This window comes from Pseudomonas sp. W2Jun17 (assembly GCF_023127795.1).
GTDB lineage: Bacteria > Pseudomonadota > Gammaproteobacteria > Pseudomonadales > Pseudomonadaceae > Aquipseudomonas > Aquipseudomonas synxantha_A.
Genome location: NZ_SPKO01000024.1, coordinates 78,571 through 96,721 on the forward strand (window position 1 = coordinate 78,571; position 18,151 = coordinate 96,721).

The 18,151-nt window shown below is 61.6% G+C and carries 14 protein-coding genes; 8 read left to right on the forward strand and 6 right to left on the reverse strand.

What is annotated here, in order from left to right; all coding sequences use genetic code 11:
- Positions 1-78: 78 nt before the first annotated feature.
- The 8 genes from E4O98_RS12325 (at position 79) to E4O98_RS12360 (ending at position 10,489) form a co-directional block, all read left to right on the forward strand.
- The gene (locus E4O98_RS12325) at positions 79-3,252 is read left to right on the forward strand and encodes a hybrid sensor histidine kinase/response regulator (protein WP_032881282.1); all 3,174 of its coding nucleotides are present in this window, start codon (positions 79-81) and stop codon (positions 3,250-3,252) included.
- A 23-nt stretch (positions 3,253-3,275) separates the two neighbouring features.
- The gene (locus E4O98_RS12330) at positions 3,276-3,923 is read left to right on the forward strand and encodes a response regulator (RefSeq protein ID WP_032880328.1); all 648 of its coding nucleotides are present in this window, start codon (positions 3,276-3,278) and stop codon (positions 3,921-3,923) included.
- A 197-nt stretch (positions 3,924-4,120) separates the two neighbouring features.
- On the forward strand, positions 4,121-4,723 hold the full coding sequence (locus E4O98_RS12335; RefSeq protein WP_032880327.1) for a fimbrial protein: 603 nt from the start codon (positions 4,121-4,123) through the stop codon (positions 4,721-4,723).
- A 75-nt stretch (positions 4,724-4,798) separates the two neighbouring features.
- Positions 4,799-5,539: a molecular chaperone gene (locus E4O98_RS12340; protein WP_032880326.1), complete on the forward strand. Its 741-nt coding sequence runs from the start codon at positions 4,799-4,801 to the stop codon at positions 5,537-5,539.
- 85 nt (positions 5,540-5,624) lie between these two features.
- Positions 5,625-8,135, forward strand: coding sequence for a fimbria/pilus outer membrane usher protein (locus E4O98_RS12345; RefSeq protein WP_248135262.1), 2,511 nt, complete (start codon positions 5,625-5,627; stop codon positions 8,133-8,135).
- A gap of 59 nt (positions 8,136-8,194) precedes the next feature.
- Complete coding sequence (locus E4O98_RS12350) at positions 8,195-9,031, forward strand: HAD family acid phosphatase (RefSeq protein ID WP_103733813.1); 837 nt, start codon at positions 8,195-8,197, stop codon at positions 9,029-9,031.
- A gap of 241 nt (positions 9,032-9,272) precedes the next feature.
- The gene (locus E4O98_RS12355; RefSeq protein WP_005789603.1) at positions 9,273-9,830 is read left to right on the forward strand and encodes a helix-turn-helix transcriptional regulator; all 558 of its coding nucleotides are present in this window, start codon (positions 9,273-9,275) and stop codon (positions 9,828-9,830) included.
- 86 nt (positions 9,831-9,916) lie between these two features.
- Positions 9,917-10,489 (forward strand): HD domain-containing protein, encoded by a 573-nt coding sequence (locus tag E4O98_RS12360; protein ID WP_032880322.1) that lies wholly within the window; start codon positions 9,917-9,919, stop codon positions 10,487-10,489.
- A 9-nt stretch (positions 10,490-10,498) separates the two neighbouring features.
- Here the strand turns inward: E4O98_RS12360 and E4O98_RS12365 are convergent, their stop codons facing one another.
- The 6 genes from E4O98_RS12365 to E4O98_RS12390 are packed head-to-tail and all read right to left on the reverse strand — an operon-like array spanning position 10,499 to position 17,619.
- Entirely contained in the window at positions 10,499-10,921 is a 423-nt protein-coding gene (locus E4O98_RS12365) for a RidA family protein (protein WP_103733812.1), read from the reverse strand.
- Between the two features lie 11 nt (positions 10,922-10,932).
- On the reverse strand, positions 10,933-12,516 hold the full coding sequence (locus tag E4O98_RS12370; protein WP_248128625.1) for an FAD-dependent oxidoreductase: 1,584 nt from the start codon (positions 12,514-12,516) through the stop codon (positions 10,933-10,935).
- A gap of 10 nt (positions 12,517-12,526) precedes the next feature.
- On the reverse strand, positions 12,527-13,450 hold the full coding sequence (locus E4O98_RS12375; protein ID WP_248135265.1) for an ABC transporter substrate-binding protein: 924 nt from the start codon (positions 13,448-13,450) through the stop codon (positions 12,527-12,529).
- Positions 13,451-13,468: 18 nt separating this feature from the next.
- Complete coding sequence (locus E4O98_RS12380) at positions 13,469-14,242, reverse strand: amino acid ABC transporter ATP-binding protein (protein WP_032880317.1); 774 nt, start codon at positions 14,240-14,242, stop codon at positions 13,469-13,471.
- Positions 14,235-15,206, reverse strand: a complete 972-nt coding sequence (locus tag E4O98_RS12385; RefSeq protein ID WP_223019074.1) for an amino acid ABC transporter permease — start codon at positions 15,204-15,206, stop codon at positions 14,235-14,237. The genes E4O98_RS12380 and E4O98_RS12385 overlap by 8 nt, the downstream gene beginning before the upstream one ends.
- A 19-nt stretch (positions 15,207-15,225) precedes the next feature.
- Positions 15,226-17,619: a TonB-dependent receptor gene (locus E4O98_RS12390; protein ID WP_228308657.1), complete on the reverse strand. Its 2,394-nt coding sequence runs from the start codon at positions 17,617-17,619 to the stop codon at positions 15,226-15,228.
- Positions 17,620-18,151: the final 532 nt, after the last annotated feature.

Here is an 18,151-nt window from a genome sequence, read left to right on the forward strand (position 1 = left end):
GGCGGCCCCGGATTACTTGCCCTTTAAAGGAGTAAGCAGCATCCAGTGCCGATTTTTCCTGCGCCTGCGGACCCCCTGATGAAGCACAACAACGCGATCCTCGAAGCCTTTACCCGCAGCTCATTGCGCCTGAACAAGGGCTTGATGGTCCTGATGGGAATTGCTTTGCTACTGGTACTGACCAATTACTGGTCTCTGCAAAGGGGCGTCGAAATCCGGTACGGCGCCATGCGCTTTCACTTTGCGCGACTGATGGAAAATCTCTCAGATCAGCAAACCTACCTCAAGAGCCTGACGCATCCCGGCATCCAGGCCGAACTGCTGCACGCCACCCACGTGCAGATCAGCCTCAAGAGCCGCATGGTCGACAACCGCCGCACGTTGTACGAAGGCCAGAAGTATTCGTTTTCGGTACCGTTCAGCATCAAGTTCGATGAACAGCAGATCGGCGCCGCCGCCAGACCGCCGATTTTTGCCCTGGGCGCGCACCTGACCAGTTACTACAGCGCCTTCTGGTCCTCGTCGCCGTACGAGGCGCCGCAAACCTTTCTGCTCAATCGTCAGGCGAACTACACCATCACTGTTCCGTCCGTGGGCTATCAGCACCGGGAAAGCCCCGAGGATACCGACAACCCCGTGGCGCGAGTCAACGCTGTGCAGCAAATCCTCGCACAGACACCGCAGCCGCTTGAGCAGAATCGGGTGTATTGGCAGGCCGGACCCGAACCCGAATATTTGCTGGCCTACATCGGCCTGCCACTCGACGCACAGGGCCAGGCAGTGATCGGCACCCTGCTCGACGTGTCGCAGGTCGACGATGTACAGCGCGCATTGAATCACTCGGCGTTTGATCGCTTCACCCTGATTGGCCCTGACGGCAGCCGGTTGATCGGGCCTACCATCCAGGCGCAGCTCAGCGACGGTGTGCATTTCACGGCCAACGGCATTGAATTCAAGATAACCCAGGCCGGCGACCAGCCCTGGAGCGCGGTCTATGGCCTGAACTACTCGCACTTCTTTCACTCCGCATTGTGGCCGTTGAGCACCTTGGCTTTGCTGCTGTTCAGCCTGATCACCCTGGGTTGGGCCGGCAGTCGCTGGTATCGGCGCCAGGTGATTACGCCGGCGCAACTGGCCCACGAACGCATTGCCGAAAGCGTGGCATTCAGCCGCGTGATCATCGACACCGCCCCCACCGGGTTATGCGTGGTGCGACGCAGCGATGGCAAGGTGTTGATCGAAAACCAGCGGGCCCAGCAATGGCCGGGTACCGCACGTTTGGTGGCGGCCATGGCCGGTAAGCACGACATGGCTGAGAGCGGAGAAACGCATCTGGAGATCGAGGGCCGGCACCTGCAGATCGGCTTTGTGTCGACCCGCTATCAGGCTGAAAACGTGCGCCTGTACGCTTTCAACGATATTACCCGGCATATCGAAGATGCCCAGTCCCTGGAGGAAGCGCGTCACGCCGCCGATGCGGCCAGCGAGGCCAAGACGTTGTTCCTGGCAACGATGAGCCATGAAATCCGCACGCCGCTGTATGGCGTGCTCGGCACCCTCGAATTACTCGGTCTGACGAACCTTGACCCACACCAGAAGGCCTACCTTCACACCATCCAGCGCTCGTCCGCCACGCTGTTCCAACTGATCAGCGATGTGCTGGATGTCTCGAAGATCGAGTCCGGGCAAATGGCGATAGAAGCTGTGGAGTTCTGCCCGCTGGACATGCTCGAAGACACCCTGCACACCTACGCCGCTTTCGCCCAGCGCAAGGGGCTGCAGCTCTATAGCTGCATTGACCCGCAGTTGCCGGACTGCGTGATGGGCGACCCGATGCGCATCCGCCAGATTCTCAATAACCTGGTCAGCAACGCGATCAAATTCACCGATTTCGGGCGCGTGGTGATTCGTGCCAGGGTGACGGGGCGCGACGCCAATCATGTCGACCTGCAATGGCAAGTCACCGACTCGGGCGTAGGCATCCCCGAGGCGCAGCAGGCCAAGCTCTTCGATGTGTTCTACCAGGCGCCGGACACCGCCAGCGAAGGTGGCGCCGGGCTTGGCCTACCGATCTGCCGGTGGCTGGCGCAGATGATGGACGGCGAGATCCGTGTGGTCAGCGAGCCTGGGCTGGGCAGCAGCTTTACGTTGAAAATGCGCCTGCCGCTGTGTGGCGGCACACTCACCAACCTGCCGCTGATCGAACCCAGCCCGACGCCGGTATACGTACAGGCACCGGTACGCGAACTGGCGCAGGCGATGAGTGACTGGCTCAACCGCCTAGGCATTACCGCCGCCCTGGCGGCGACCACCCAAGACAAAGACAACCACCATGCAGTGCTGGTGGACCTGTTGCCCAGGGAGCCCGCCAGGCCATGGGTCGGCCAGCGCGTGCTGTGCCTGCCGGGTGCGCACAGCCCGCCGCTGCACACGGCGCAAGGCTGGGTGGTGGATCTGCACGACGTACGCGCCCTCGCCGCCACCGTGTCACTGGCGCAGCATGGCAAGCATGAGCAGCCGACGCCGACCCGACCACAAAGCGCGGGGCGGTTGGGGCTGCGCATCCTGGTGGCCGAGGACAACCCGGTCAACCAGGCGATCATCAAGGAGCAGCTGGAGGCACTCGGTTGCTCAGTGAGCCTGGCCGCCAACGGCGAGCAGGCGTTGCAATTGTGGCAACCCCAGGCTTTCGACCTGGTACTGACCGACGTGAATATGCCGTTGATGAATGGGTACGAGCTGGCCAGAATCCTGCGCGAACATGACCCTCAGTTGCCGATTATCGGCGTGACCGCCAATGCGATGCGTGAGGAAGGCGTGCGTTGCCTGGCGGTGGGCATGAACGCCTGGATCGTCAAGCCCTTGAGCCTGCAAACCCTGCGTGGCCAGTTGATCAAGCTGTGCAAGGTCCAGCCCCCGGTTGAGCCTGCCGCGTCGGTATTCGACGACAGTGTGCAACTGTCGGACAAGATGCGCCCGCTGTTCATCAGCAGCGTGCAGCAGGACATACAGCGCATCGGTGTGGCTCTGGCACAGCGTGATACCCGCAACCTCGGCCAATTGCTGCATTCGATCGCCGGCGCCCTGGGTGCTGTTCAGGCCCTCAGCCTGGCCCAGGCGTGCATCGAACTGGAAAGCGCCCTTGACCGCGGCAGCCTCGACACAACGCTTGAGCTCAAGGTGAAGACTGTGATGCGGCGTCTGTCGGCCGTTCTGGAGACTCTCCAGCCCGGGCATTCTTCACTCACTTGAACTGGCACTACGGACGGCCCTTTATGAAAAAATTCAACGTGGTAATCGCCGACGATCACCCGATCGTGTTGCTGGGCGTTCGCGAACTGGTAGAGCGTGACATGCGCTTTCAAGTCGTCGGCGAGGCCGTGTGTTCGGCCGGCCTGATCGAGCTGTTGCAGCATCAAGGCGCTGACATCGTGATTACCGACTACAACATGCCGGGCGACTCGCCTTATGGCGATGGCCTGAAGCTGGTGGAGTACCTGAAACGACACTTCCCGCAGGTACAGATCCTGATCCTGACCATGATCTCCAACCACCTGATCCTCACCCGCCTGCAAGAGCTGGGCGTGGTCGGCATCATCCAGAAAAGCCAGTTGCATACCGAGATTCAACTGGCACTCAAGGCGATCGCCCAGGACAGCGACTATCGCAGCCTGGAGCCGCCAAAGACCTCGGTGATAGAGACCCTCACGGCAATTGACGAGCGCTTTACCAGTTTGTCGCCCAAAGAGTTCGAGATCCTGCGCCTGTTTATTTCCGGCATGAGCGTGAGTGACATTGCGCGCCGCCAGAACCGAAGTTCAAAGACCATCAGCGCACAAAAGATATCGGCCATGCGCAAACTTGAAGTCAGCAGCGACCAGGATCTACTTGCTTATTGCCTGGAACGTAACATCTTCAACTAACGCATAACTTGCAAGCCATTCCTGGACAATGGCTTTGCCCTTTATTCTCAAGCCTTTCACCGCTGCAACAGCACAAATAACCTGCCCACGCCAGCGCTTATAAGAATCGTCTTATTCGCTCCCGCCGCCTCGTCGCCTACTCTTTGCTCGCAGTTCAACAACAGCAAACTTTTCAACTAACACTTACGGACATCATCATGAAGAAGTTTTCCCTGGCTGTGATCGCCTCGGCCATTATCGCCGCTTCCGGCAGTGCATTTGCCGTGGACCCTGCTCCGACGCCAACCCTGGGCGGCAGCGGTAAAATCACCTTCACCGGCGTGATCAACAACGACGCGTGCTCGGTGGACGGCGCCAACTCCGACCGCACCATTTCGGTGGACATGGGCAACGTATCGATCAAGGACATGGGCACCGCGGAAAACCCAACCGCAGGTCGCGTAACGGCTAAAGACTTCAACCTGAGCGTCAACTGCAACCAGGGCACCAAGGTCGCCATGATCTTTGACGCCAACAACGGCGGTTCAGGCCTGGTCACCGGCAAAAAAGTACTGGCCCTGAACCCGGGTTCGGCCACTGCACAAAACGTCGGTATTGCCCTGCTCGACAGCAAGGGCGGTCTGATCGACCTCAGCTCGCCAAGCACCGCACGCATTGAAAGCACCATGCACGGTGCCGGTACTGAAGGCGGCGACGCCACCCTGAGCTTCGCGGCCGCCTACGTCACCACCGCAGCGGCGGGCTCGTCGACCGCCGGTCGCGGTGACGCCACCCTGCCGTTCATCCTGCAATACGAATAATTCGGCGCCCCGGGCACCGAACGCGCGAGGCCTTGCGGCCTCGCCATTGTCTTCTGATTACACCGGATAACCCTCATGCCGCCTCGTTCTATCGCCGCATGTCTGGGGCTGCTGGGCTTGCTCATGGCTACCCAGGCCGCCGCCAGCATTTCATTGAATGCCACCCGTATCGTGTTTGACGGTGACCACAAGGAAGCCAACATTACCGTGCGTAACGGTAACCAGGATGTATTGATTCAATCCTGGGTCGACATGAACGATGCCCGCGCCAGCCGCGCGCCGTTTGCCGTCACCCCGCCCCTGGCGCGGGTATTTGCCAAGGAACAACAACTGCTGCGAATCCTGTACGAAGGCACCGGCATGCCCACGGACCGCGAGTCGGTGGTGTGGCTCAACGTGCAGGAAATCCCCAAGGCCAGCGAAGCCGAGAACACTTTGCAGTTGGCTATACGCCAACGCATCAAGATTTTTTACCGCCCTGCAGGCCTCACCGGCAGTGCGCTGCAAGCCCCTGCGCAGCTTGAATGGACGCTGGTCAAACACGGCAGCCAAACCCTGTTGCAGGTGAAAAACCCGACGCTGTACCACGTGTCCATGGCCGACATCAAAGTGCAGGCGGTATTGGCCAGCGACTCCACCATGATTGCGCCAGGCGAACAAAAACAGTTTGCGCTCAGTGCTCCAGTTGCCAGCGGGCCGGTGCAGTTGTCGTTTTCCAGCATCAATGACTACGGCGCGCAGAATCACTACAGCGCGCCGCTGTCCAGCGGCACTGCGCTACCGGCGCATGCGACTGAATCGCGCCTCAACCCCTAAGCACTTTCGCTAACCCACAGGCTCACTTCGCGTGCGTGTTTGCGTGCCCGGCTGTCCGTCAATCAGGGATGTCATAGGTCTTCGCATGTCCTTTCTTTCCAGCAACAGGCCCGCACGTGGCGTACTGAAGTTGAAGACGCTGTCGCTGGCGATTGCTGCCAGCTTGCCCAGCCTGGCCATGGCCGATGACGCTGCGCAAACCTTCAACACCACCTTCCTGCAAGGCTCGCAGTCACCGGTGGACTTGCAGCAATTGCTCTCTGCCAACAGCGTGCTGCCGGGCACTTACCGCGTCGACCTGTACAGCAACGAAGTGCTGGTGGGCCGACGCGATATCGACTTCAAGCGCAACCCGAAAAACGGCCGCGTCGAAGCCTGCCTGACCCTCGAACTGCTCAAGCAACTGGGTATCGACCTGCACCGTTTGCAGGCCGAGGGCAAACTTGACCCGCAGCAGCCGCAGGACTGCTACGCCCTTGCCGACATGATCGAAGACGCCAGCGTGCGCTACGACAGCAGCCGTCTGCGCTTGCTCGCAAGTATCCCGCAGGTGGCGATGCAGCGTGGCTTGCGCGGGTATGTCGACCCACAGTTGTGGGACGACGGTGTGCCCGCCGCCTTCATCAACTACCAACTCAACAGCAGTCGTACCGCCGGCGACTACAAGACCCGCATCGCCAATAACCTGGGCCTGCGCAACGGCATCAACCTGGGGGCCTGGCGCCTGCGCAACGAGTCGAACCTGAGCGGCGGCACCGATCGCTCGAACACCTTCACCAGCAACCGTACTTACTTGCAGCATGACGTCACCGCGATCAAGGGCCAATTCAGCGCCGGTGAAGTTTTTTCCGACACCGATTTGTTCGACAGCGTGCGCTATCGCGGGGTCAAGCTGGCTTCCGACGACGGCATGCGCGCCGACAGCGAGCGCGGCTACGCGCCGGTGATCCGTGGCGTGGCGCAGACCAACGCGACGGTTGAGATCCGCCAGAACGACTACATCCTCTACACCGCCAACGTCGCGCCAGGCCCGTTCGAGATCAACGATATCTACCCCAGCGGCTCCAACGGTGACCTGCAAATCACCGTGATCGAAGCCGACGGTACGCGGCGGGTGACGATGCAGGCGTTCTCCAGCCTGCCGATCATGGTGCGCGAAGGCCAGGTGAAATACAGCGTCTCGGCGGGCACGTTCAAAAGCAATGCCGATGGCCTGGCAACCCCGCGTTTTTTTAGCGGTACGCTGGCTTACGGCTTGACCAGCAACCTCAGCGGGATTGTCGGTGTGCAAGCCAGTGAGGACTACAGCGCGCTGTCGATCGGCGCCGGCCGGAACACCTCGTTCGGTGCGTTCTCCCTGGATACCACCCATTCGTCCAGCAAGGCCCAGGGGCGAACCTCCCAGGGCAGCAGCGTACGCGCCTTGTACGCCAAGACCTTTGCCGGCACCGATACCAACTTCACCCTGGCCGCCTATCGCTACTCCACCGAGGGCTATCGCACCCTCACCGACCATGTGGAAGACAGCAGCGAAGACCTGCGCGTACGCACCGGCCACTCGAAAACCCGCACCGACCTGACCATCAACCAGAGCATCGGACGCAACAGCGAATTCGGCAGCCTGTATGTGAACGCCAGCGACCAACGCTACTGGAATCGCGGCGGCTCCCAGAGCTTTTCCGCGGGCTACACCGGCAACTGGGGCGACCTGAGCTACAACCTTGGCGTGACCCGCACCAAGCAGATCGTCACCTGGGGCGAGCCGAGCAGCGACACGCAGGTGAACCTGTCGGTGTCTTTCCCGCTGGGCAGCCAGGCCCGCGCGCCACGAGCGTTTGTCACCACCAGCCACCAACGTGGCGACACCACCACCCAAGCGGGCATCAACGGCTACGTGGCCGACACCAGCGACACCTTCTATTCGGTGCAGGCGGGCCACAGTGACACCAGCGGCGACTCAGGCTCGGTGAACATCAACAGCCGCACCGCCGTGGCAGACGTCAGCCTCGGTTACAGCCAGGGCCAGGGCTACAACTCACAGAACTTCAACCTCGCAGGCTCCGTGGTGGCTCATGCGGGTGGCGTCAACCTGGGGCAGACGGTCAGCGAGACCTTCGCCCTGGCCGAAGTACCAGGCGTCGCTGGAGCCAAGATCAGCAGCTACAGCGGGGTGGAAACCGGTTACAACGGCTATGCGGTGGTGCCCACTGCGCAACCTTACCGGGTCAACTGGATCAGCCTGGACACTCGCGATCTGGGTGGCGACGTGGAAATCACTAACGCCACCCAGCAGCTGGTGCCGCGCCGTGGCGCCATCGTGGTGGCGCATTACAGTGGTACTACCGGACGGCGGGTGTTGTTTGAGTTGTTTGATGCACAGCATCAACCGCTGTCGTTTGGTGCCTCACTGGAAGACGCCAATGGCAAGCAGTTGGCGATTGCCGACCCCAATGGTAATGCCCTGGCGCTGGTGGAAGAGGATCAGGGCACGCTGATCATCAAGTGGGGGGAACAGCGTTGTCGGGCCACCTATGCGTTGCCACCGCCGAACAAGGCGCTGAACTATGAGCGCCAGTCACTGGTGTGCACGCCTTGATTGTGCGGGTGATTGCGCTACTGTGCTGACCACGCGCCTACCCTCTGCGAGACTTGCCCATGCGTAACTTGTTCTTCGCCAGTGCCTGCCTGTTGACCACCGCCCTGGCAGGCTGCCAGCAAACACCACCGGCCAACGACCAACTCGACGCCGTGCTCTGGACCCAGACCTCCATCGAGCACGAGCTGATCTACCGCCAGCTCTTCGCCAACGCCACCCGCCAACTCGATGTAGCGCTGGCCGACCCCAACTGGGACGCACTGCCTTTACCTGCGCGCAAGCTGACCGGTTTGCCGCCGGCGGTGATTGTGGATATCGACGAGACGCTGTTGGACAACGTGCCGCTCAACGCTCGCGACATCATCAACAATCAGGTCTATTCCTACGATCGCTGGAATACCTGGGTCGAGCAGGCCAAGGCCGAGGCACTGCCGGGTTCCGTGGCGTTCCTGCAAGCGGCCAGGCAAAAAGGCATCAAGGTGTATTACCTCACCAACCGCGAGCACAGCCAGGTCGCGGCCACCGCCAAAAACCTGCGTTTGCGCGGTTTTCCGATAGAGAGCGACGCACAGATCCTGGCGGCCAGCACCCCCACCGGCCACTGTGCAAGCGCTGGCTATGGCAAGAACTGCCGTCGCCAGTGGGTCGCCAGCCAAGCCCGCGTGTTGTTGATGGCCGGTGACTCGCTGGGAGATTTCGTGCAGGCCGAACACAACACCCTGGCTGCGCAGCGCAAGGCCGTCGAACCCTATGTGAACTGGCTGGGGCAGCGCTGGTTCCTGCTGCCCAACCCGAGCTACGGCAATTGGTACAGCGCGCCGTATGGGGATGATGAAACCTTACCGTTTGTCCAGAAGCGCAAGCTCAAGCAGCAGGCTTTGTTGTTGCAGCAATAAAGAGTAGCCATGTGGAAGGGGGCTTGCTCCCGATAGCAGTGGTTCAGTCAACACATGCAGTGACTGACAATCCGCTATCGGGAGCAAGCCCCCTCCCACATTGGATCTGCGTATCAGGAGCGATCAACACTTCAGCCCTGAGGCTTGGTGTGCCAACCCGAGGGCCGTTCATCCCACTCATTTGCACCGCTGCCCTCTTGTCATCACACTCGTCATCCACCCGTCGACTCAGGAATCGCAGATGCCTCACTCCTTGCTCAAGCCTGCCTTGCCCGGCGTTGCGCTGCGGCGATGGCGTTTGCTGCACCGCATCAAGCAAAGTCATGCAGCGCAGTTGTTCAACGTCACGCAATCGACTATTTCGCGCTGGGAAAGTGGCGTACAAGCGATGGATCCGGCTGCGCACCAACAGCTTGAGCAGTTGTTGGCAGCCCGACTTGATGCAGCCGCCGATCAGGCATTGGCCCGGCTGGTCAGCGAGAGTTCGCAAGCGATGCACTTGGTGTGCGACCTGACGCACCGCCTGCTCGCGTGCTCGCCTTCCCGCGCACGCCAGTTCAGCAGCCCGCTCGCCGAGCTTATGGGCCAGTCGTTGTGGCGCTTCGCAACGCCGCAAATCCAGCTGATCGAAGCCAGCCTGGAGCATACCGGCTGGCGTGAAACCCAGGCACCACCGGCCCTTGAATTCACCACTGGAAGCAACGACTCCAATCTCGTGCCCATACGCCCAAGCCTGTGTCGCTGGACACGCATGACCCTGAGCGATGGCAGCGCAGCACGCCTGGTCGAGACACTCTGAAAGCCCACCGCGCATATTTTATGCGTGGACGATCTGCGCTCGCGCACCTAGGCTTACCTGCACAACCGACCTTGCGGGGCAGCATCATGGACATGGAAAAAATCAAAGGCCGTCTCGATTTTCTGCGCGAAGCGGAAAAACTCAAGGATGTGCTCAGAAGTGCCCACACGGCTTCGGGCCGCACTGAAAGCACGGCCGAACACAGTTGGCGCCTGTGTCTGATGGCGATGGTGTTCGCCGATCAATTGCCCGGCCTGGACCTGCTGAAAATCCTCAAGATGTGCGTTATCCATGATTTGGGCGAAGCCATCCACGGCGATATCCCGGCGGTCAGCCAGGCGGCCTTTCCCAACAAGGGCGAACAGGAGCGGCTCGACCTGCTGCTGTTGGCGCAGTCCCTGGACAGCCCCCTGAAAGCCGAGATCCTGACGTTATGGGATGACTACGAGAACGCACGTTCGCCGGAAGCAAAAGCCGTCAAGGCCATGGACAAACTGGAGACCCTGCTGCAGCACACCCAAGGGCTGAACCCGCCCGATTTCGATTACGCCTTCAACCTGGCCTACGGCAAAAAACACACAGATGCAGCCCCTTTGTTCGAAGCGCTGCGGGCGTTGATCGATCGGGCGACAGAGCAAAGGCTCCACGCCGCAGAGTGACGGGCGTCATCACACCGCCCGAGCAGCAGTCGCCTCCACTTCCACCAACGCCCCCGGCAACGGCAGCGCCACCACTTGCAACGCTGTCCGCGCCGGTTTGTTCGGCTGCTCGGGCGTACCGAAGAACTGCGTATACCCCCGCTGCAACCCGGCAAAATCCAGCTTGCCGTCGGTTTCTTCCGCGCCGACCAGAAATACCCGCAACTGCACGATATCGCCCAGGTCCAGATCCTGCTGCTGGAGGATTTTGCGCAGCTTGTTAAACACTGAAACAGTCTGTACTTCGGTGTCGCCATAAGCCCCAGGCACATTTGGGTCGGCGAGGTCGGGCAGCGTGCCGCTGACGAATATCAGACTGGCCGAGGCCGGCACGGTGACGGTTTGCGAGATGGGAAAATCGCCCACGCTGGTGCGTTGAATGCTGTCGCTCATGGTATTGCTCCTCAAGAGGCGGCCACAGCCGCGATCTGTCGTTGTTGGGTGATGTGCTCGGCCAGTTGCGCCACCACATGGCGCGCGGAGTTGGCCGCCGACTCCTGCCAGATGCCCACGCCACTTTGCACCAGGCCGTCGCCGGCGAAGTACACCCGGCCATGGGGCCGTTCCAGCAAGGCGTGGGCCTGGGCGGGGAAGTGTTCGCGTTGCAGCCACGGGCCTTCGCTGTAGGGGATCTGTTCCCAGGACACCGCCAGTGGATGACGCAAATGTTTGGAATAACCTGGATGCAACAGCTCTACGGCTTGTCGGGAGGCGGCGTGCTGCTGTTCGAGTGGCTGTGCGCCGAACACGTCGGCGCCCTCCCCGGTCACGTAACCGGCCACCAGCACGCCCTCGCGGGTGTTGAGGTCGTTGCTGGGGTACCACAACAAGCGCGCCGGGTGCTCGACCCATGACAGGCCGCCATAGGTGCGGTAATCGGTTTCCCAGAAACGTGGGGATTGCCACGCCACCTTGGTCGCCTGGTCGCTGCGCGTGCTGAGCAAGGCGGCCTTGACCGGGTCGCTGAAGTCGCTGTCGAGCCTGGCCAGCAGGGGCAGCGGCAAGGTCGAGACCAGGTAATCGGCACGCACCACCTGTTCGCGGCCGCTGTGCTGGTCGTGATAGGTCACCGCCACGCCGTCCTCCAACTGACGGATCTGTCGCACCTGGGCGCCCAGTTGCACCTGCTCATGCACGCGTCGGTAGAGGGCGTCGGTGATGCGGTCCATGCCGCCCACCGGCTGGAACATGGTGGCTGAAAATTCCGGGAATTCGGTGTGCAACAAAGCGCCCCAGAGTTCCGGGTGCAGCAAGCGCTCCAACCCCAGCGGCTTGTGGCGGGCGGGCAAGGCGCCAGGGTGGGCGGCGGATTCAAGGTGCCCGGAACGCAGGGTGCCCTCGAAGGCCAGCTCCTGGGACAGGTCGCCGTACACCTGCAAAAAACCCAGCAGGCGCGTGCGCTCTTCACCACTCAACACATCGTCAAGGGCGTCGCGTTGCACCGCCCTGGCCAGCAACCCGGACAGGTGCCCACGGGTATCGTTGAGCGCCTGGCCGACGCTGAACGCCGGCTGGCTCAGGTCCGGCCGCACCTGGGCGCCATGGCTGCTGTTGACCAGCACTTCCAACGGCACGCCCAGCTCACTGCAATAGTCGAGGATCGTGCGGTGCTGGCTGGGAATGCGCGCCGGGCCGGCATTGAAATACTGGCCCGGATCAAACCCCACGGTTTGCAAGCGACCATCCTTGTAGTCCACGCGGTCGCCGTTGCGCAGGGTCCAGGTGCGACCACCCACGCGCTCACGGGCTTCCAGCACCTGCACGCTGAAGCCAGCGCGGCTCAGCTCCAGGGCCGTGACCAATCCGGCAATCCCGGCGCCCAGCACCAGCACGCGGGTGCCCTGCCCCAGGCCATCCTTGAGTTTCAGCGGTTGCGGTCGGCGGTGTGACGATGGGCCCAGCCCCAACACCGCCAGTGCATCCTTGACCGCCTTCTCACCGCCCACTGCGGCAATGCTCGACAGCGCTTCACGTCGTGTCAGTCCCATGTCGATGCTCCTAGTCCGGCAGGCCCGGTGGATTGATCAGCGACTTGTCGACGCGTTCGACATCCAGGCCCCAACGTTGCAGCACCTGCTCGTATTGCCCTCCGGCAATCGCGCCTTCCAAGGCAGTGTGGATCGGCTGGACCAGGCCGTTGTCCTTGCGCGTGGTCACGGCGATATCGGCCTGCAACGGCCACCCACCGTTGACAGTGCCGACGCGCCTGATACCGCCGGTGATCGCCGCCGAATAGGCGTACACCGAGTTCGGCCCGAACAGCGCATCGCTGCGCCCCGACTGTACCGCCAGTTGCGCGGCGGCCTGGTCATCGAAGTATTGCAACAGCGCGGGCTTGAGGCCGGCTTTTTCATTAGCCTCGTTCCAGGCCAGCAGGACCTTTTCCTGGTTGGTGCCGGAGCCGACGATGATCTTCAGCCCGGCAATGTCCGCCGCCTGCTGGATCGCGTTGATCTTGCTGGTGCTCTTGACGTAAAAGCCGAGCACATCCTGGCGGTAGGTGGCGAAGTCAAAACGCTTCTTGCGCGCCTCGGTGACGGTGACGTTGCTGATCACCGCATCGTATTTGCCCGAACTGACACCCAGGGGCCAGTCTTCCCAGCTGGTCTGCACCACGTTGAGTTGCAGGCCGAGGCTGTCGGCGACCAATTGCGCGGTGTCGGCTTCGCTGCCGATGGTGGTCTTGTCGTCACTGGCGAGCAGTGCCAGGGGCGGCCCGGCCACGCCGGACACGGCCACGGTGAACTTGCCCGGCTGGGCGAACTTGAAGCCCGGCGGGATCTGCGCGATGGCCGCTTCATTGCGCGGCACATGGATGCGCGGGCGGTCGGGGCTGAGATCAACCTGTTGCACAGCGAAGGCATATTGCGCGGTGCTGACGGCAAGCGCCAGCAAGGTCACGCGGGTGGTGTTGATGAACATGGGCACTCACTCCTTGAACTAAAGCACCTTGCCGAGAAAGGCCTGGGTGCGGGGATGGCGGGGTTGGCGGAAGATCTGTTCGGGCGGGCCCTCTTCGATCAGTTGACCGTCGCAAAGAAACACCACGTGGTCGGCCACTTCACGGGCAAAGCCGATCTCGTGGGTGACGATTACGAGGGTCACGCCCAGTCGGGTCAGGCCCTTGATCACGTCCAGCACCTCGCCCACCAGTTCCGGGTCGAGGGCCGAGGTGGGCTCGTCGAACAGCAGAACCTTCGGGTCCAGCGCCAGGGCCCGGGCAATGGCGACGCGTTGTTGCTGACCACCGGAGAGCTGGCGCGGATAGGCGTCGGCCTTGTCCGCCAGGCCGACCTTGGCCAGCAACTCGGCGGCCTTGAAGTGCGCTTGGGCCTTGCTCCAGCGCTTGTGGGCCAACGGCGCTTCGGCGATGTTTTCCCAGGCGGTGAGGTGCGGGAACAGGTTGAAGTTCTGGAATACAAAGCCGACGTCGATGCGACGCTTGAGGATCTCGCGCTCCTTGAGTTCGAATAGCAGGTCGCCCTTGCGTCGATAGCCGACATATTCACCGTCGATGGTGATATGCCCGCTGTCGATTTTCTCCAGGTGGTTGATGGTGCGCAGCAGGGTGGACTTGCCCGAGCCGGACGGGCCGAGGATCACTGTGACCTTGCCGGGGTCGATGGTCAGGTCGATGTTATCGAGCACCTGCTGGTTGCCAAAGCGCTTGCCCACGCCCTGGATCTGGATGCGCCCGGCGCGTGCTTCAGCCATGGGACTTCTCCTTGAGCCACAGGCGCAGGCGCTGCAACGGCGTCGGCGGCAGCACCCGCGCGGTGCCGCGGGCAAAATGACGTTCGACGTAGTACTGGGCGCTGGTGAGCACGGTGGTGATGATCAGGTACCACACAGTGGCCACGATCAGCAGCGGGATCACCGCCTGGGTGCGGTTGTAGATGACTTGCACGGTGTAGAACAGCTCGGGCAAGGCCAGCACGTAGACAATGGAAGTACCCTTGACCAGGCCGATGATTTCGTTGAACCCCGACGGTAAAATCGAACGCAGCGCCTGGGGCAGGATGATGCGGAAGATGCGCCGCGAGGCCGGCAACCCCAGGGCCGCGGCTGCTTCATGCTGGCCGGCCTCCACACCGATCAGGCCACCGCGGATGATCTCCGCCGCGTAGGCGGCCTGCATCAGGCTCAAGCCCAAAACCGCCACGGTGAATTGACTGAGCACATCCACCGTCGACCATTCGGCGAACACCAGGTCGGTGAACGGCACACCGAGCACGATGTGGTCGTACAGGTAGGCAAAGTTGTAGAGGATGATCAGCACCAGCAGCGCCGGCATCGAGCGGAAAAACCAGATATAGCCCCAGGCCAATGCGGCCAGCAACGGTGAGCCCGACAGCCGCGCCAACGCCAGCGCCGTGCCAAGGATGACGCTGAACACCGTGCTCAGCAGCGTCAGCAACAGCGTCTGCCCCAAGCCGCGCAGCACTGACGGCGAGAAGAACCACTGGCCGAACACCCCCCACTCCCACCGCGGGTTGGTGGCCAGGGAATGCACGATGGCCAGCAGCACCAGCGCGGCGAAGATCGACCCGGCCCAGTGCCAGGGATGCCGGGCGGGCACCACTTGCAGCGCCGTGATCGGCGTGGAGACGCGGTGCTGACGCAGCGGTTGTACGCTGACCTCATCAAGCAGGTCGTAGGGTTTGGCGACAATGGGCATGTGCTATTCCTCGCAGGCCTTAGAAGGCGTAAGTCAGCCGGGTGTAGTAGTACCCACCGGTAAAACCGTAGGGCGAATAAGTGCCGTAGCTGGCAACCATGGTGCTGCTCGGCACCCCTTGTTTCTTGGGGTATTGGTCGAACAGGTTCTTGGCGCCGATGGCGATGTTCAGGTCTTTGGTGAGGTTGTAGCCAAGGTCGAGGTCGGTGATCCATTTGGCGCTGTAGACCCGGTCCAGGTCGCGGTTGGCCGATGAATTGACCTCCTTGTAGGAACCGTAGCGAGTCAGGGCCAGGCTGAGATTGAAGCGTTCGATGCTCCAGTCGCCACCAAGGATCAGCTTGGTATTGGGCTGCACGCCGGTGATCAGGTTGCGGGCCTCGCGATCCATCAGGTCATAAGGCCGGCCAAGGATGCTGGTGGACGCCTTGTAGTTCTGGATTCTGGTCTGGTTCCAGTTGAACGCAGCGGTCCACTTCAGCGCGCCGAACGCGCCCAGGTCCTGGTTGTAGCTGCTGACCAGGTCCAGGCCCTTGGTGCGGGTGTCGGCGCCATTGATGAAGTACTGGCCGCCGGAGGTGGAGTTGATGCCGTTGTTCTGCAGTACCTGGGTGACTTCAGGGCCAAGCAAGGTGCCGGTCAGGGTGATGCGGTCACGTAGATTGATCACGTAGGCATCGGCGGTGAAGCTCAGGCGGTCGGTGGGTGTAAGGGTGAAACCGAGGCTGAAATTGGTGGAGCGTTCGGGCTTCAACTCTTCGGCGCCCAGCGCCTTGGCCGCCGCCGACCCCACCGGCAGCACGCCGTAATTGATCGACTGGTACACGCCGTCCACCACGCCATAGGTGGTGGAGCGCGCACTGAACAAACTGTTGGCCAGGGACGGCGCCCGAAAGCCATTGCTCACCGTGGCACGCACCGCGAACTGCGGCGTGAAGTCGTAGCGGGTGGTCAGCTTGCCGCTGCGGGTGGCACCCACGCCTTCGTTGTAATGCTCATAGCGCAAAGCGGTGCCGACGTACCAATCCGGCAAGGGGTTGAAGCCCACGTCCACATAACTGGCCAGGCTGTTGCGAGAAGCGCTGCTTTCTTCCTGCGGGGAAATACCGTTGGTGACCTGGGCTCCGGACGAGGCACAGTTACCCGGCGCCACGCAGTAGCCGCCGTTGGCATAAGACCCGTAGTCACCGGCCTGTACCTCGTAGGTATCGCGCCGATGCTCGAAGCCATAAGACAGGTCCAAGGGTTTTTGCAGGCCGATATCAAAGCCGCGCTTGAAGTCCAGGTTGGTGGTCAACTCGGTGGAAATCCAGGTGCCGGACGTGAAGCTGTTCGGCGTGGCCTCGCCCAGGGACGGGTTCTGGTTGTGGGTGGTGCCCTGCTCCGCTTCATTGCGCCCGTAAGTGGTGGACAGGTCCCAGTCCCACTCACCCAGGGTTCCCTTGCCGCCGAAGGCCGCCTGGAAATCGTCCTCGTCGATGTACCAGGTCGGGGTGTACCCGGCCGGATAGCCATTGGGCCCGGTGGTGATGGTGTTGGTGATGGTCGGCAGGCGGAAGTTCTGGCCCTGCTCGGCCTTGCGTCGCGAGTAGGTGGTGAAAGAGTACAGGCTGAGGCTGTCATCGATCGGCAGCTCGGCGTTGTAGCCCAGGGTCAGCAGGTTGGTCTTGGGCGTGCCGTAGCCGCCATAGGTGGACTTGCCTGCCAGGCCATACGCCTGCTCGTAGGTGTAGCCATTGGCGCTGGCCTTGTTGTCATCGTTCTGGCTACGCGCATCCAGAGCCAACTGCACGATGCCGCCGTTACCGATTTCGAAGCCCTTGTTGAGGCTTTGCTGCACCGTCTGTTTCTTCCCGTCGTAGCCAAGGCCGGTGTTGGTCACCGAAGTGCCGCTGGTGTCGGCCTTGAGGATCACGTTGATCACCCCGGCGATGGCATCGGAACCGTATTGGGCCGCGGCGCCATCGCGCAGGACTTCCACATGGTCGATGGCACTGATGGGGATCAGGTCCAGATCCGCCGGCGCCGCGCCAGTGTTGATGCCGTTGATATTCAAGGTGGCGCTGGTGTGGCGGCGCTTGCCGTTGACCAGCACCAGTACTTCGGCGGCGCTCAGGCCCCGCAGGTTCGGCGCCCGGGCAATGCCGCTGGCGTCCCAGCCGGTTTTTTCCGGCAAGGTCAGCGACGGGATCACTGCGCTCAACGCCTCCATCAACCCGGGCTTGCCGGTGCTTTGCAGTTGCTTGGCGCTGACCACATCAATCGGCACCGGGCTGCTGGTGACCGTGCGCTGCTCGGCGCCACGGTTGCCAGTGACCACGACGGTGGACAAGGTGCTGTCGTCCTGGGCTTGCGTCGCTGCAGCCAGCAAGGACAACGTCAGGGCGGCGGTGGGTTGTAGAACGTGCTTCATATCCATTCCCGGCTTTTTCCAAATCGCGAAATCGAGCAGGCACGCGCCTGGAGCGGCGTGACCGGTGTTCAAAAGGCGTTTCGGCTTGGGCTAGGTGTGGGGCAAGCGAGGGGTTTGAAGTGGCAACATACGTTGAGCTCCCGTCCAACGACTCTGCTGCGGGGGATGATTACCCGGTCAGGCGCGCAGAATCTGAATCACGCTGGGTACCATCCGAGGTCAGGGGTAGGCTGTTGAGATCAAACATAACGGAATGAATTTCAAAAATATAATGCTGTTTTGGCATAAGCTAATATTCTCTACTTTCATTATTATTTAATATTTTTATTCATAACGGTAATGTTTAACACATCAATAGCAGAGAGATTCTGGGCTAGGGAGGTTGCCCTCGATAGCATAGGTATCTACACAACTTTGCAGCCGCCAACCGTAACCACGATGCGAAGCGAGCCGCTCGTGATCTTGATCTGCTTTTGATCCTAGGCGCCCCGTTAAACCACGCTGGCCGGAATTCGACAGGGATTTGGGGGGT

Excerpts from the sequence above, each read along its gene's own strand:
- E4O98_RS12380 (WP_032880317.1), bottom strand. The coding sequence starts at position 14,242 with ATGGCTGAAGCACGCGCCGGGCGCATCCAGATCCAGGGCGTGGGCAAG.
- E4O98_RS12335 (WP_032880327.1), top strand. The coding sequence starts at position 4,121 with ATGAAGAAGTTTTCCCTGGCTGTGATCGCCTCGGCCATTATCGCCGCT.
- E4O98_RS12390 (WP_228308657.1), bottom strand. The coding sequence starts at position 17,619 with ATGAAGCACGTTCTACAACCCACCGCCGCCCTGACGTTGTCCTTGCTG.
- E4O98_RS12330 (WP_032880328.1), top strand. The coding sequence starts at position 3,276 with ATGAAAAAATTCAACGTGGTAATCGCCGACGATCACCCGATCGTGTTG.
- E4O98_RS12360 (WP_032880322.1), top strand. The coding sequence starts at position 9,917 with ATGGACATGGAAAAAATCAAAGGCCGTCTCGATTTTCTGCGCGAAGCG.
- E4O98_RS12365 (WP_103733812.1), bottom strand. The coding sequence starts at position 10,921 with ATGAGCGACAGCATTCAACGCACCAGCGTGGGCGATTTTCCCATCTCG.
- E4O98_RS12340 (WP_032880326.1), top strand. The coding sequence starts at position 4,799 with ATGCCGCCTCGTTCTATCGCCGCATGTCTGGGGCTGCTGGGCTTGCTC.
- E4O98_RS12385 (WP_223019074.1), bottom strand. The coding sequence starts at position 15,206 with ATGCCCATTGTCGCCAAACCCTACGACCTGCTTGATGAGGTCAGCGTA.
- E4O98_RS12375 (WP_248135265.1), bottom strand. The coding sequence starts at position 13,450 with ATGTTCATCAACACCACCCGCGTGACCTTGCTGGCGCTTGCCGTCAGC.
- E4O98_RS12370 (WP_248128625.1), bottom strand. The coding sequence starts at position 12,516 with ATGGGACTGACACGACGTGAAGCGCTGTCGAGCATTGCCGCAGTGGGC.
- E4O98_RS12345 (WP_248135262.1), top strand. The coding sequence starts at position 5,625 with ATGTCCTTTCTTTCCAGCAACAGGCCCGCACGTGGCGTACTGAAGTTG.
- E4O98_RS12355 (WP_005789603.1), top strand. The coding sequence starts at position 9,273 with ATGCCTCACTCCTTGCTCAAGCCTGCCTTGCCCGGCGTTGCGCTGCGG.
- E4O98_RS12350 (WP_103733813.1), top strand. The coding sequence starts at position 8,195 with ATGCGTAACTTGTTCTTCGCCAGTGCCTGCCTGTTGACCACCGCCCTG.
- E4O98_RS12325 (WP_032881282.1), top strand. The coding sequence starts at position 79 with ATGAAGCACAACAACGCGATCCTCGAAGCCTTTACCCGCAGCTCATTG.